Annotated in this window: 13 protein-coding genes; 6 read left to right on the top strand and 7 right to left on the bottom strand. The window is 59.6% G+C overall.

Features of this window, described 5'->3' with window-relative positions; all coding sequences use genetic code 11:
- Window positions 1-148: 148 nt before the first annotated feature.
- Genes HMPREF2928_RS05025 through HMPREF2928_RS05035 form a run of 3 tightly spaced genes read left to right on the top strand, consistent with a single transcriptional unit; the run spans window position 149 to window position 2,973 of the window.
- A complete protein-coding gene (locus HMPREF2928_RS05025) occupies window positions 149-1,156 on the top strand; it encodes a metal ABC transporter solute-binding protein, Zn/Mn family (RefSeq protein WP_070687530.1) in 1,008 nt (335 codons plus the stop codon).
- The gene (locus HMPREF2928_RS05030) at window positions 1,157-2,056 is read left to right on the top strand and encodes a metal ABC transporter ATP-binding protein (protein ID WP_005508610.1); all 900 of its coding nucleotides are present in this window, start codon (window positions 1,157-1,159) and stop codon (window positions 2,054-2,056) included.
- Window positions 2,053-2,973 (top strand): metal ABC transporter permease, encoded by a 921-nt coding sequence (locus HMPREF2928_RS05035; protein WP_005505453.1) that lies wholly within the window; start codon window positions 2,053-2,055, stop codon window positions 2,971-2,973. Before HMPREF2928_RS05030 ends, HMPREF2928_RS05035 begins: the two co-directional genes overlap by 4 nt.
- Before the next feature lie 266 nt (window positions 2,974-3,239).
- On the opposite strand, the gene HMPREF2928_RS05040 is transcribed toward HMPREF2928_RS05035, so the two are convergent.
- Window positions 3,240-3,704, bottom strand: a complete 465-nt coding sequence (locus tag HMPREF2928_RS05040) for a Fur family transcriptional regulator (protein WP_005505454.1) — start codon at window positions 3,702-3,704, stop codon at window positions 3,240-3,242.
- A 157-nt stretch (window positions 3,705-3,861) separates the two neighbouring features.
- On the opposite strand from HMPREF2928_RS05040, the gene HMPREF2928_RS05045 reads away from it, so the two are divergent.
- Both HMPREF2928_RS05045 and HMPREF2928_RS05050 read left to right on the top strand, forming a co-directional pair.
- Window positions 3,862-4,539 (top strand): MBL fold metallo-hydrolase, encoded by a 678-nt coding sequence (locus HMPREF2928_RS05045; RefSeq protein ID WP_005505455.1) that lies wholly within the window; start codon window positions 3,862-3,864, stop codon window positions 4,537-4,539.
- 53 nt (window positions 4,540-4,592) lie between these two features.
- Window positions 4,593-5,021, top strand: a complete 429-nt coding sequence (locus HMPREF2928_RS05050) for an HIT family protein (RefSeq protein ID WP_005505456.1) — start codon at window positions 4,593-4,595, stop codon at window positions 5,019-5,021.
- A 108-nt stretch (window positions 5,022-5,129) separates the two neighbouring features.
- On the opposite strand, the gene budA is transcribed toward HMPREF2928_RS05050, so the two are convergent.
- The 5 genes from budA to lipB form a co-directional block, all read right to left on the bottom strand.
- Window positions 5,130-5,879 (bottom strand): acetolactate decarboxylase, encoded by a 750-nt coding sequence (gene budA / locus HMPREF2928_RS05055; protein ID WP_049327712.1) that lies wholly within the window; start codon window positions 5,877-5,879, stop codon window positions 5,130-5,132.
- Window positions 5,880-6,519: 640 nt separating this feature from the next.
- Window positions 6,520-7,944, bottom strand: coding sequence for a type I glutamate--ammonia ligase (glnA, locus tag HMPREF2928_RS05060; RefSeq protein ID WP_005508615.1), 1,425 nt, complete (start codon window positions 7,942-7,944; stop codon window positions 6,520-6,522).
- A 311-nt stretch (window positions 7,945-8,255) separates the two neighbouring features.
- Window positions 8,256-8,972 (bottom strand): DUF4191 domain-containing protein, encoded by a 717-nt coding sequence (locus HMPREF2928_RS05065; protein ID WP_049358567.1) that lies wholly within the window; start codon window positions 8,970-8,972, stop codon window positions 8,256-8,258.
- 209 nt (window positions 8,973-9,181) lie between these two features.
- Window positions 9,182-10,189 (bottom strand): lipoyl synthase, encoded by a 1,008-nt coding sequence (lipA, locus tag HMPREF2928_RS05070; protein ID WP_049349534.1) that lies wholly within the window; start codon window positions 10,187-10,189, stop codon window positions 9,182-9,184.
- A gap of 164 nt (window positions 10,190-10,353) precedes the next feature.
- Window positions 10,354-11,112, bottom strand: a complete 759-nt coding sequence (gene lipB / locus HMPREF2928_RS05075; RefSeq protein ID WP_256370608.1) for a lipoyl(octanoyl) transferase LipB — start codon at window positions 11,110-11,112, stop codon at window positions 10,354-10,356.
- Between the two features lie 139 nt (window positions 11,113-11,251).
- On the opposite strand from lipB, the gene HMPREF2928_RS05080 reads away from it, so the two are divergent.
- Complete coding sequence (locus HMPREF2928_RS05080; protein ID WP_070687532.1) at window positions 11,252-12,988, top strand: peptidase; 1,737 nt, start codon at window positions 11,252-11,254, stop codon at window positions 12,986-12,988.
- A gap of 191 nt (window positions 12,989-13,179) precedes the next feature.
- Here HMPREF2928_RS05080 and sucB read toward each other — a convergent pair.
- Window positions 13,180-14,553, bottom strand: a 1,374-nt coding sequence (gene sucB / locus HMPREF2928_RS05085; RefSeq protein ID WP_246823565.1) for a 2-oxoglutarate dehydrogenase, E2 component, dihydrolipoamide succinyltransferase, incomplete at its 5' end; no start/stop codon positions are given.

The following is a 14,553-nucleotide window of genomic DNA, read 5'->3' on the forward strand; positions in this document are numbered from 1 at the left end:
GCTAACTATCCCTGTTGCATAAGCTACTGACAGGGAAAAGGGTTGCCTAACAGCACCCAAATGACACCAATAAAGAGTTGTTTATACGGGTGTGCGCATGATGTAGTTAAGAAACCTACAGACTAGAACGAACCGAAAGAGAGCCCTCATGTCGCACCCGAAGATCACCCGCAAGCACTTCCTCACCGCAATGGGCTCACTCGCAGCGTCCTCCCTGCTGCTGGCAGGCTGCGCAACCGAGAACAGCCCCTCCTCCGGTTCGTCCTCCTCGGCTGGCTCCAACAACGGCAAGGTGAAGGTCGTCGCCTCCACCGACGTCTACGCAGACATCGCCAAGCAGGTCGGCGGCGACTACATTGAGGTCACCGCGCTCATCGCCTCCACCAGCACCGACCCCCACTCCTACGAAGCCACCAGCGCCGACCGCCTCAAGGCAAAGGACGCATCCCTGATCGTCATCAACGGCGCAGGCTACGACCTGTTCCTCGAAGACCTCGCCGGCAAGGACAACACCTCCCAGAAGATCGTGAACGCGGTCAAGGTCAGTGGCAAGCTCACCGACGCCGAATACACCCACCTGGTCGAGGACCACCGCGGCGGCGAACACCACGAAGACGGCGGCGACCACGCCCACGCACACGAGTTCAACGAGCACCTCTGGTACGACTTCGAAACCATGAAGAAGGTCGCCCAGAAGATCGCTGAAGAGCTTGCAGGCATCGACTCCGCACACGCTGAGGCGTTCCGCACCAACGCATCCACCTTCTCCAAGGAACTGGACGCACTGGACACCACCGCCAAGGCAATCGCCGGTGAAGGTAAGAAGTACCTGTCCACCGAGCCTGTGCCGGACTACCTGATTTCCTCCACCGGCGCAGAGAACGCAACCCCCAGCGAATTCGCTGAGGCAGCCGAAGCCGGCAACGACGTCCCCGCACTCGTCCTGAAGGAAACCAAGGACATGGTCACCGAGAAGAAGGTCCAGCTGCTCGCCTACAACGAGCAGACCTCCACCTCCCAGACCAACGAGGTGCTGCAGGCAGCTAAGGACGCCTCGGTGAACTACGTATCCTTCACCGAAACCCTGCCGGAGAACACCAACTACCTGGCATGGATGAAGACTAACGTCAGCAACCTCGAAAAGGCGCTCTCCTAAGTGACTGACAACAATAACGGTGCCGCCCCCGCGATTTCCATTCGCGGGGGTAGCCTCGCTTTCGGGGCCCGCACCCTCTGGAAAGATCTAACCCTCGACATCGGCGCAGGCGAATACTTCGCCGTGCTCGGACCCAACGGCTCCGGCAAGTCCACCTTCCTCAAAGTCGTTCTCGGCCTGACCGGACTCAACGCCGGCGAAATCTCTGTGCTCGGCAAACCCGCACGTCTGGGCAACGCCGGCGTCGGCTACGTACCGCAGCAGAAGTCCATCCCCACCTCCACCCCGATGCGTGCCCGCGACCTCGTGGGGCTTGGTGTGGACGGGCACCGCTGGGGCATCCGCCTGCACGGCCGCAAATACCGCGCAAAGGTTGACGAACTCCTCGAAGCCGTCGGCGCGACCGAATACGCGAACGTGCCGGTGGGTCTGCTCTCCGGCGGTGAGCAGCAGCGTCTGCGTATCGCCCAGGCGCTCGCGAACGACCCGAAAATTCTGCTGGCTGACGAGGCGCTACTCTCCCTGGACCTCAACCACCAATACGCGGTGGCTGAGCTGATTCACCGGTTCAACCGTGAACGCGGCGTGGCGGTGGTGTTCGTGACCCACGAAATCAACCCCATCATTGAGCATGTGGATCGTGTGCTCTACCTGGCGAACGGCCGTTTCACGGTCGGCTCGGTGGAAGAGGTCATGACCAGCGAGACTCTCACCTCCCTATACGGAACCCCGGTGAGCGTGCTCAAATCTAATGGCCGTTACGTGGTGGTGGGTGAGACTCACGCCAGCGACCACTGCCATATTGAGGGCACCGACCAGAACATTCACGGTTCCCACCTGAAGTCTGGTCTTTCTGAACCGCAGCGCACCCTACACCTTCCGGGAGGAACCACTCGATGACCATTCTTGCTTCCCTCCCCGCTCTGGCACCGGTTGCCGCCGCGCAGAATGATTTGCTCTCCCGCATCTTCGTCTTTGACCGCTACGGCGAGTTGTTGCAGATGCTGCAGAACTCCATTTTTGCTGGCGCTGTTCTGGGCCTTATCGGTGGTTTCGTCGGTATTTTTGTGATGATGCGCGACCATGCCTTTGCGGTGCACGGCGTCTCTGAAATGTCTTTCGCGGGTGCCGCCCTTGCCCTGCTGCTCGGCTATGACGTGGTGACCGGCTCCATGGTCGGTTCGATTGCCTCGGCTCTGCTGATTGCCTTTCTAGGCTCTAAGGCGAGCAATTCGAACTCGGTCATTGGTGCACTCATGCCGTTCGGCTTGGGCTTGGGTATTCTCTTCCTCTCCCTGTACCAGGGCCGTAGCGCGAATAAGTTCGGTCTGCTGACCGGTCAGATCGTGTCCGTGGATGCCGACCAGCTGCACACCATGATTATTGGTGCGGTGGTTATTATCAGCCTGCTGGTGATGGTGTGGCGTCCGCTGAGCTTCGCCTCCCTGGACCCGGAGGTCGCGCGTGCTAAGGGCGTGCCGATGCGCTTTTTGTCCCTGGTGTTCATGGTGATTCTGGGTATTGCTGTGGCGCTGTCGGTGCAGGTGGTCGGTTCGCTGCTGGTGCTGGCGCTGCTGATTACTCCGGCGGCTGCGGCGATGCAGGTGACTGCCTCTCCGGTGCGCACCCTGATCCTGTCGGTGCTGTTTGCGGAGGCTTCCATCGTGGGCGGTATTCTGCTGGCTCTTGCCGGTTCGCTGCCGATTAGTCCCTACGTGACCAGTATTTCCTTCCTGATTTACGTGGTGTGCCGTGTGATTGGTGGCGTGAAGCGCCGCCATAGCGCGTCGGGCCGCCAACTGGCTGAGAAGGCATAAGACCTATAGAAAGAGCCCCACCTCGGGAATGAGGTGGGGCTCTTTCGTTGTCGTGCTGTGTTAGCGCTACGGGTCATGTACCCGGTGCGCAATGCGGGCTCAACCTGTGTGGCGTTGTGTTGCCTTGTCCAGATGCCCTGTGTGTCGTGCTGTAGCGGCGTCGAAGATTTTTGAAGGCGCCGTATCCTTCGTTGAGAAGGTTTTCCCCGGTGGGGGGAGAGCTCCTCAGATTGAGGGGCTTAGAGGTTGCGGCTTAGCCTGCAACGTTAGCGTGCAGCGCCGCCCTGCGATTCTTCCTCGCGACGTGCCAAAGTGCAGTCCGGGCAGTAACCGGTCACTTCAACCACGTGCTCCAGCTCCGAGAAGCCGTGCTGCTTACCCATCGCCAGTGCCCAGTCCTCAAGGGCGGGTGCTTCCAGCTCAATGGCGGTGCCGCATCGGCGGCAGAGCAGGTGGTGGTGGTGATCTTTCACCCGGCAGTGGCGGTACAGGGTCTCACCCTCAACGCCCTTGACCGAGTCGAGCTCACCGGCGTTAGCCAGCGACTGCAGCACGCGGTAGGTGGTTGCGAGAGAGACCTGTTCCTTGCGGTTCGCGAGGGTCAGGTGCAGATCCTGTGCTGAGATGAAATCGCCGAGCTCTTCCATGGTCGCCTTGATGATGCGACGCTGGCGGGTATTTCGGGCTTCGGCGGGCTTCGTAATTCTCCGTACGGGAATATGAGTGTCCATTGCTGAACCTTTCGGGGCGGAAATCCGTCCCATTGTGTGGTCGATCTTGTCTTACGACTTTACACTAGAGGCGTTCAAAAGGTGGTTGATTTGCGCTTTATCTCAAAAATTGAAGTCATCAACAGGCACGAATGAGGGTTAACGGTAGACTAAAACTATGAAAATGACGAAGTACACCCACTCATGTATCCGCCTTGAGAATGAGGGGCGCACCCTCGTTCTTGACCCCGGCAACTTTGCTGCAGAAGGCGAACACGCCACCGCGCTGGAAGGCGCCGATTACCTGTTCGTGACCCACGCGCATCCGGACCATTTTGACGGCCCGTCGGTGCTGCCGCTGATTGCTCAGCGTGCCGAGTCGCAGACCCCGTTGAAGATTTGGGCTCCCGAGGCTGTTGCCCAGGTCATTAAGGAGGCTGTGCCCGCTGCCGAGGTTACCGTTGTTTCCTCTGATTCTGAGTTCAGCATCCCCGGTTTTGAGGTGAAGACCTACGGCGGTCAGCACGCCCTGATTCACCCGCTGATTCAGACCATCGCCAATGTCGGTTACCTGATTAACGGTGCCTTGTACCACCCGGGTGACTCGCTGGTGGTTCCTCACCGCGTGCGTGCGAATACCGTTCTGGTGCCGATTCACGCGCCCTGGTCGAAGGTTCAGGAAGTCATTGATTTTGTGATTGCGACCGGCGCTCAGCGTGTGGTTCCGATTCACAATGGCATGATTAACCAGAACGGCACCGGCATTATTGAGGGTCTGGTGACGAACTTCGGCGCGAAGTACGGCACTGAGCTGAAGCACCTGAACCCCGGTGAGAGCATTGAGGTTGAGGCGTAAGCCTGACCACTGAGCTTCAAACGTGCCGGTGACGGCGCATGAAGGAGATTATTGTGAGCACGATTTTTACCAAGATTATTGAGGGTGAGATTCCCGGCCGCTTCGTCTGGAAGGACGAGCACTGCGTCGCCTTCCTGGACATCATGCCCCTGTCGGAAGGTCACCTGCTGCTCGTTCCCCGCGCAGAGATTGACCGTTGGCCCGACCTGCCGGCTGAGCTGGCGGCGCACCTGTTCGCTGTGGCGCACAAGATTTCTGGTGCCCTGGATCAAGCGTTTGATAAGGACCGTGTGGCTCTGATGATTGCGGGCTTCGACGTTCCGCACACCCACATCCACCTGTTCCCGGCTGACGGCATGGCTGACTACGATCCCGCCAACGCGAAGAAGGATGCTACCGCCGAAGAGCTGGACGCAGCAGCCGAGAAGGTGCGTGCTGCCCTGCGCGAGCGCGGCCACGGCGAGTTCGTGCCTGAGGCGTAAGCGCCCTTTACAGCGCGTATAAACACGAAGGAGCCGCCCTCTACAGTTCTGTAGAGGGCGGCTCCTTCGTTAATATAGCCCGTTGCTATATCCCGGTGGGAAAGAAACTTAGTGCTTTTCAGCCTTGGAGATCTGGTCAGCCAGGTCCTCGGGGGAGAGGTTAGCGGAGGAGAACTCGGGGGTCAGCGGCAGGTGCAGCTGCAGGCCGGTACCGGGGCAAATCTCGACCTTTGCGGAGCGCAGCTTGAAGTCGACCACGTGGCCGCCCTGAACGCGCTCATCATCGATAAAGTGGGCGTGGCAGCCGGGCACCGAGATGCCCTGCTCGTAGATCGGGGTGCGGAAGCCAACAATCGTGCCGGTCACGTTATCGAACTGGACGATGTCCTCGTTCTCGGTGGCCGCAACCATCTTCGGGTAGGGCTTCTCCTGCTTGATGACGGTGCGGGTGCGGACCCATTCGAACTCGCCGTAAATCTTGATGGCGTACATGTAGTTCTTGGAGACGGTGAAGTCATCCAGAATCTGCGAGGCAGACTTACGGAGTAGGTTATGCGGTAGTTCGCGCTTAATCATGGGCACGAAGTTGGTGACCACGGCGTAGGGGGTCTGCTGGCGCAGGTCGGGCAGAGACACGGAGCCGTCGTGGCGTACCTGGTAGCAGACGCCGTCGAGGACGACCATTTCGCCGTCGAGGCCGTTGAAGGTGCCCACACCGAAGTTGCCGTGGCTCAGGAGCTCACCGATGGTCATCTCGCCATCGTAGATGCCGTCCAGCAGCTGGGACATGAGGCCGGTCTGAAAAACTTCGTTACGGAAAACAGTTTCACCGTTTAGGATGGTCGGCTGATATGCCATGAGATTTCTCCTCGTTACAGTGGATGCGGCGTCAGACGGGTCGGTCGGTCATCGGCGATACTCGCCCCAGCAGATGCTGAAAGTATGAAGGGCGGCGGGGAGAACACGGCGTTGTGATGTCGTTTCTCGCGGAATTCGTAGGTGCCGCCGGCCGGGCGCACGCACTTTCATTGTACGCCCGTGCAGGAAGAACCCCGGGACTAGCAGGTACGACATCTTATGATGTGACCCTTGAACGGATCACCCAGGCACGGGTTACCCTTGCACGAATCACCCTGGCGTGAATTACCCAAGTGCGGCTGACTTAGCGCGGCTGATATACCGCAAGCAACGCGAGGGCATAAAAATAGACTGGCGTTCCCTCCGGTTGCACGACAAAAAGGGAGGGAACGCCAGCACCAACAGCTTAGCCCTTAGAGCCACTCTAAGCGCAACTAAGACACACGAGGCTCATCGAAGCAGAAAAATATTAGACACGAACCGTCACCAAAAGAGTGTGGCGAGCCTGTGCCCCGTAGAAAACCAGTAGAAACCCCTCAGAAAACACAACAACGGCCTATACGTTCCCAGAGGAACATATAGGCCGTTGCCTGTTCTCCAGAACGCACCCCCTACAAGGGGCACCGTTCAGGAAGAAAGATTAGACGCCGTAGTACAGCTGGTACTCAAGCGGGTGCGGAACCAGCGAGAGCGGCTCCAGCTCGTTCTTACGCTTGTAGTCAATCCAAGCCTGAATCAGGTCCTCGGTGAAGACGCCGCCCTCGAGCAGGAAGTCGTGGTCAGCCTCCAGAGCCGCCAGAGCTTCCTCCAGGTTAGCCGGAGCCTTCTTGATGTCCTTAGCCTCTTCGGCGGGCAGCTCGTACAGGTCCTTATCGATCGGTGCCGGCGGCTCGATGCGGTTACGGATACCGTCCAGACCAGCCATCAGCTGAGCAGCGAACGCGAAGTAGGGGTTAGCGGAGGGGTCCGGTGCGCGGAACTCCAGGCGCTTAGCCTTCGGGTTGGTGCCGGTAATCGGGATGCGGATACCGGCGGAACGGTTACCCTGCGAGTACACCATGTTGATGGGAGCCTCGTAGCCGGGAACCAGACGCTTGTAAGAGTTCACGGTCGGGTTGGTGAATGCCAGAACAGCGGAGGAGTGCTCAATCAGACCGCCAATGTACCAGCGTGCGGTGTCAGAGAGGTTAGCGTAGCCGCGCTCATCGTAGAAGAGAGGCTCGCCGTCCTGCCACAGCGACTGGTGGCAGTGCATACCGGAGCCGTTGTCACCGAACACGGGCTTAGGCATGAAGGTCACGGACTTGCCCCATGCGTCTGCGGTGCCCTTGATGACGTACTTGAATTTCAGCAGGTCGTCAGCAGCCTTGGTGAGGGTGTCGAACTTGTAGTTGATTTCTGCCTGGCCGGCTGCGCCCACCTCGTGGTGGCTACGCTCAACCTCAAGGCCAACCTCGTCCATTGCTACGCACATTGCGTCACGCAGGTCAGCCTGCTTGTCGACGGGGGAGACGGGGAAGTAGCCGCCCTTGACGGGGGTTTTGTTGCCCAGGTTGCCGCCCTCTTCCTTGCGGCCGGTGTTCCAGGGTGCCTCATCGGAGTCGATCTTGTAGAACACGGAGTTCGGCTCGACCTGGTAGCGGACATCCTCGAAGACGAAGAATTCAGCCTCGGATGCGAAGAATGCGGTGTCTGCAATGCCGGTGGACTGCAGGTACGCCTCGGCACGCTCAGCGACGCCGCGGGGGTCACGGTGGTAGGGCTCGCCGGTGCGGGGGTTCACGATGGAGCAGATGATGACCAGGGTCTTCTCAATGCGGAAGGGGTCAACGTATGCGGACTGAACGTCGGGGATCAGCTGCATGTCGGACTCAGCAATGCCCTGGAAGCCGCGAATGGAGGAGCCATCAAAAAGCTGGCCGTTGACGAAGAAATCGTCATCAATTGCCTTGGCGGGCAGGTTGAAGTGCTGCTGCACGCCGGGCATGTCGGTGAATCGGATATCAACGAAGACTACTTCTTCGTTCTTGATAAAGTCGAGAACTTCCTGGGGGCTGGTAAACATGAGGACTGCTCCTTGTTCGACTGACCGCGAGGGGGTATCTTCCCTCATCTCATTCAGTCTTGGTTTAGTTTTTGGCCGCGGGCAAAACCCTGTGACATATCCAGCATAGTGGTTATTTTTTGCGTATGCGTGACTATCGTGTTTCGGTAATGTTACAAATCCTGGAAAGCTGTTGCATCAAAGGCAAACCCACAGCGCAAGGCACCAGACAAACACCCTGATTGCGAGAACAATCACTGGACATGGTAAAAGGCTCCGGATTTTCCCCGAAAGGAAAAACCAGAGCCTTCACACCTATATAAAATCCTCAATTAGCGGCCGCGCATCGCACGACGGTCAGGACGAGCACGCATCGGGTCAACACCCTTAGGCAGGCCATTCATCGGGTTACGCATCGTGTTCAGAGTGCTCAGACGACCCGAAACAACCTGCATCTCCTGCTGAGTCAGAGCCTTCGGCAGCTTATTCATGGTCTTCACAACGTCCTTGAGCTCAACCTGACCCTCATCGTGACCGGTCTCAATCACGTGAACCGGCACACCGGGAGCCACACGGTTCAGGTGCTTCTTCTCAGTGTTCACCAGGGAATTCACGCGGCTGTGAGGGCCCTCGGTCACCAGCACGATACCGGGACGGCCCAGCGCACGGAACACCAGATCCTGGTTGCGGTTCGCAGCAACGGGCTGCTCCTCAACGATCCAGCCGCGGCGCACAGAGTTCATCGCCGCACCACTACGACCGGGCTGGTTCTCAATCTGAGCAAAAGCCGCAGTCTGCGCGCGGCGACCCAGCAGAAGCATCGCCACAATAGCGGCAACGCCCAGACCCAGAATCAGGAAAGTAACCCAGTTACCCAGAGCAATACCGATGAGGAGGAAAACCAAAAGGGTGCCCAGAGCCGACAGACTCAGAATCCAACCAATATTCGGGTCGGACTTCTTGGTCATCTGGTAGACCTGCTTCATCTGGGCGAAAGTGCCCGGAGTGCGTTCCTTCTTCTTTTTCTTCTCTTCGCGCTTATCTGCCACGATTCTTCCTCGGCTGGTTCTTCCGCGGCCCCGAGAAGCGCCTCAAACGCTCACGGAACCATAGTGACGTAACGATGCAGTGTATGCCTGCAATTTTTCTAGTTTACCCTACCCGCACAAGGGACGGGGTATAAGGGGAGGCTCCCCGAACACCGGACGAACACCGGGTTCGAGGAGCCTCAACGCTCTCAGAAAGATTCTGAAAAGGCTTAGTAGCCTGCAGCCACCAGGGTGGAGGCTTCCTGCAGGGCTGCGCCCTCACCCTCAATGTGGGCAAGGTTCTCGGGGATCGGGTAGCCGTTCTTACGCATTGCACGAGCCCACAGGCGACCTGCGCGGTACGAAGAACGAACCATCGGGCCCGCCATAACGCCAGCGAAACCAATCTCCTCAGCCATGTTCGCAAAATCCACGAACTGCTGCGGCTTCACCCAACGCTCAATCGGGTGGAAGAGCGGGCCGGGGCGCAGGTACTGGGTGAGGGTAATGATGTCACAACCAGCATCGTGCAGATCGCACAGCGCCTCGTAAATCTCGTCATCGGTCTCGCCCATACCCAGAATCAGGTTGGACTTGGTGACCATGCCACCTTCCTTAGCCTGGGTAATAACATCCAGGGAACGCTCGTAACGGAACGCCGGGCGAATCTGACGGAAGATACGGGGGACGGTCTCCAGGTTGTGCGCGAAAACCTCAGGCTTAGCGTCAATCACCTTCTGAACATGCTCGGGAACACCCTTGAAGTCGGGGACGAGCATCTCAACGCCGGTGTTCGGGCACATCTTGTGAATCTGGCGGGTGGTCTCTGCGTACAGCCACGCACCGCCGTCTTCCAGATCGTCACGAGCAACACCGGTCACGGTTGCGTAACGCAGACCCATGACCTTCACGTTCTTAGCAACCTTGAACGGCTCAGCGTAGTCAACAGCAACGGGCTTACCGGTCGCAATATTGCAGAAGTCGCAACGGCGGGTGCACTCGGAACCACCAATCAGGTAGGTTGCCTCACGGTCTTCCCAGCATTCGTAAATATTGGGGCAGCCTGCCTCTTCACACACGGTGTGCAGGCCCTGACCGCGAGCCAGCTCGCGCATCTCGTTGTATTCGGGGCCAACAATAGCCTTGGTCTTAATCCAGTGAGGCTTCTTCTCAATGGGAACCTCAGCGTTGCGGGCCTCCACACGCAGTAGCTTGCGTCCTTCAGGTGCGGTGCTCAAAAGTCTTCTCCTTGGTCTAGATGTGCCCTCTGTGCAGGTGGGCCATCTTCTATTTTACGCCCGCTCAGGCGTAGGTGAAACTGATTTTCGTATATGACGAACAAAGCCGGACGCGTTACGTGTACGGCCCGTTCGATGCTTCTTGACTGCGTCTAACCCTGCGTTTAGTCCTGCGCCGCAATGGGCTCGAAAGACTCCGCCAGGCGGTCCTGGTACTTCAGAAGCTCCGCCTCCAGCGGCTCCAAAATATCGGCGGGGGTGACGGTGCGGCCCAGCTGCTCCGAAATAGTGGTAACACCCGCATCGCTAATGCCGCAGGGAATGAACTGCTGGAAGGGTGCGGTGTCGTTGCAGCAGTTAATCGCAAAGCCGTGCATGGTGGTGTTACGGGAAACGCGCATGCCCAGTGCCGCGATCTTCTTGTCCTGGGTGATGCCGTTGCCCAGAATCCACACGCCGCTACGGCCCTCAACGCGCTCACCCTTAATGCCCAGACCGGCAAGGACGTTAATGATGATTTCCTCGATAATGCGCACATACGCCACCACGTCAATGGGCTCGGGCAGGCGCAGAATCGGGTAGCCGGTCAGCTGGCCGGGGCCGTGCCAGGTCAGCTTGCCGCCGCGGTCAATCTTGACGACGGGGGTGGACTTGTCTGCGGGGTACTCGTGGTCTTCGGTGCGTTTACCGGCAGTAATCACTGCCTCGTGCTCAAGCAGAAGAATCGTATTCTGGCGGGTGCGGTTAGCCACCTCATCGTGGATGCGGTACTGCTCGTCCAGGCACTCAACATAGTTCACATAGTTCGGGGCGAAGCCCACGCGTTCAATCGTCACAGACATACTTTCTACCTTAGTACTGCTGGTGGAGGGAAGAAAATTAGGGCGCCCTGAATCACGTGATGAGCGAACACGTCGGAATATTACGTGAGGGTATGCTCAATGGGAGGAAGGGCGAATAAGCAGATAAATGCCTGAATTCACCTTTGGGGTTCTTTGGGGTATTTAAACTGTTTTAGTGTGCTTAAAGATATTGTTTGATGTAATTTGATAACATGATGGTATGAGAAGCAAAGAAGCACACGTTCTGGAAAGCATCGCCAACCCGGCTCTACCCACCCTGCAGATTGTCGAGTACCGGGGCGAAACCACCGCAAGTGCACCCACCGAGAGCGCACCCGCCGTACGTTCCGTACCCTCCGCGCACCCCGGACGCTACACCCTGCGCACCATTTCTCAGCCTGCCCCGCCTGCTCCCTCCACCCCTGTAGCTCCCTCCACCCAGCTGGCTCCCGCCGCGCCCACTCTGCGCGCGGCAGCCAACGGGTACGGATTCGAGGAAAATACGGATGCATCCGCCCAGAGGCACGTCCAGACCCCGCAGGTAGCCGCCGCTCTACGTAACGCGCCCGGACTCGCCAAGCTCCACGCCGTTACTAGTGAGAGCGCCGATAGCGCCGATCAGCTGTGCCTCTGGTACGAGCCCCTCGATGCGGGCACCCTTGACAAGCTCCTGCGCGCTCGCGCCCTGACACCCGCCGAGCTCATGACCCTGGCACGCACCCTGCACCGGGCGCTCGGCAGTCTCAAAAAGGTGGGGGAGGGGCGCGCCGAACTAAGCGCCGAATATATCGCTCTGAGCGCCGCCGGAGTGCCCAAACTCCTGCTACCTGATGCCGTCTATCGTGAAGCGGCTCCTCTAGATACGGAACAGCTCACCGCCGCTCGGGGCAACTACGCACGTTCCGCAGCGGCACTGCTCTGGCAAGCCGCCTGCGGGCACGCACCGGAACCCTCCGCCGCCCGCGTACCCCTCTCACTGCGCATGGATTCACAGCGCATGGGAGTGGTCGGTACTGCAACCGATGGGGCACCCAGCAGCGAGTGGATTGAGCGCCTCGGCAGAGCCCTCGAATACCTGCTGGACGCACCCACCCAGGATGCGGCGCTCGCAGGGCTCAGCTCCGTGGTCGCCCTGGCGGAGGAGGTGCCGCCTCGCCCGCTCAACGTCTACCTGAGCTGTTCAGAACGAGCCCGCGCCCTCATTCCCGCAGCTGTGGAGCCCGCGCCGGTACAGAAGCTCTCAAAGGCGCAGAAGGCTCAACGCTACCTGGCAGAGCATCTGCCTCGCGTGAAGAAGCCGGGCGTGAAGAAATCGGGGCGCGCAGCTACCGCAGGTTCTAAGCCGTTGAGCCCCACTGTGAGCCCCACGGCAAGCTTCGCAAAGACTGCGCCGCCCGCTCTAAAGAACGCAGATGCGACGGGCACATCCCGCCTGACGGTGCTACGCGGTGCTTTCGCCCGCCCCTCCGCGCGCCTGGGACTGGCTGCACGCCTGGGACTCGCCGCGCTCGCACTGGGGGCTATTGCGCTGCCTCTCGGGTTCACCCTCTACGGGCAGAACGCCCCGGCAACGGCACAGCCCGTCTCCGCTCAAGCCGTGAACGCAACGGGGGAGCAGGACCCCGGTGGCACGGCAATACAGAATCAGAGCACACAGGATCAGAGCGCGCAGGGCGATCAGATTCTACGAGCCCTGATCGACCAGCGAAACCAAGAACGCCGTGCCCGAGGCGGTGCAGAGCTCACCGTCGACACCGCCGAAGAACTCAGCCGCGACAGCGAGAACATCCGCGTGATGGCGGTAGTCTCTGCGCCCGGCTACCGCGCCGATAAAACCGAGCAGGAAGCCCGCAAACTCAGCGAAGAAAACGGCGTCACTCGCCAGAAAGTCATCTTCGACCTGCATCGAGGTGAGAAAGGCTGGGAGATCGCCCGCGCCGAACCCGTACCGGCATAGCTGACACCGAGTAACTAACACTGTGTAACTGACGCTGTAGAAACGCGGACGCAACAAAAGGCGGCGGCCCCACCCACCGAAGTGGATGGAACCGCCGCCTTTTGCTCACTGTCCGGGAAAACCCGGAGAGCTACGCTCGGTTACCCATCAGGGCACCGCCACAAGGAAACTTCCTTGAATCTATGCAGGTCTTAGAGGCCCAGCTCAGACTCGAAGTTTGCCTCCTCCAGGCGGGTCTTGAGGGTGTGCAGGAAGCGACCAGCGTCCGCACCGTCGACCACGCGGTGATCGTAGGTGAGGGACAGGTAGCACATGGAGCGGATAGCGATAACGTCGTTACCATCAACATCCTTAACAACCATGGGGCGCTTCACGATGGAACCGGTACCGAGGATTGCAACGTTCGGCTGGTTGATGATCGGGGTGTCGAACAGTGCACCGAAGGAACCAATGTTGGTGATGGTGAAGGTCGAACCCGACAGCTCCTCGGGGGAGATGTCGCCGGTACGTGCACGGCCACCCAGGTCGCCAATAGCCTTTGCCAGGCCAGCAATGCCCAGGTCAGAAGCGTTCTTGATGACGGGAACCAGCAGACCCTTGGGGGTGTCCACAGCAATCGCGATGTTCTCGGAGCCGTGGTAAGTGATCTGCTTGTAGTCTTCGGTCATGGAAGCGTTCAGAGCGGGGTGCTGCTGCAGAGCCTCAGCGGATGCCTGGACGAAGAAGGGCAGGAAGGTCAGCTTAGCGCCCTCACGAGCAGCGAAGCCGTCCTTAGCCTTTGCACGCAGCTGAACGATGCGGGTCACGTCAACCTCGGTGACCTGGGTCAGCTGGGTGGAGATGTCCAGGGACTCACGCATACGCTTTGCAATAACCTGGCGGATACGTGCGGTCTTCTCGACGGTGCCACGCTTGGGGGAAACCTCGAAGGTGTGCGGTGCCTTTGCGGAACCAGCAGCCGGAGCAGCAGCTGCAGCGGGTGCAGCAGCGGCGGGAGCAGCGGAACCCTTAGCAGCGATAGCAGCCTGAACATCCTGCTTGCGGATGCGGCCACCAACACCGGTGCCCTTGACGGTGGACAGGTCGATGCCGTTGTCCTTAGCGAGCTTACGGACCAGCGGGGTCACGTATGCTTCGCCCTCAGCAGCTGCCGGAGCGGCAGGTGCAGCGGGAGCTGCAGGAGCTGCGGGAGCAGCCGGAGCAGCAGCGGGTGCAGCGGGAGCCTCAGCAACCGGAGCGGGAGCTGCGGGAGCCTCAACAGCTGCGGGAGCAGCCGGAGCAGCAGCACCGGAACCGTCGCCAATGATAGCCAGAGCAGCGCCGACCTCGACGTCCTCGTCCTCGGGGACGAGAATCTGCTCAACAACGCCTGCTACGGGGGAGGGAACCTCGGTGTCAACCTTGTCGGTGGAAACCTCAACCAGGGGCTCGTCAACCTCAACCTGCTCGCCAACTTCCTTCAGCCAGCGGGTAACGGTGCCCTCGGTGACGGACTCGCCCAGTGCGGGCAGTACGACCTCGATGCCTGCAGCAGCAGCTGCGGGAGCAGCCGGAGCAGCAGCGGG

This window comes from Rothia sp. HMSC072B04, assembly GCF_001813725.1.
Classification (GTDB): Bacteria; Actinomycetota; Actinomycetes; order Actinomycetales; family Micrococcaceae; genus Rothia; species Rothia mucilaginosa.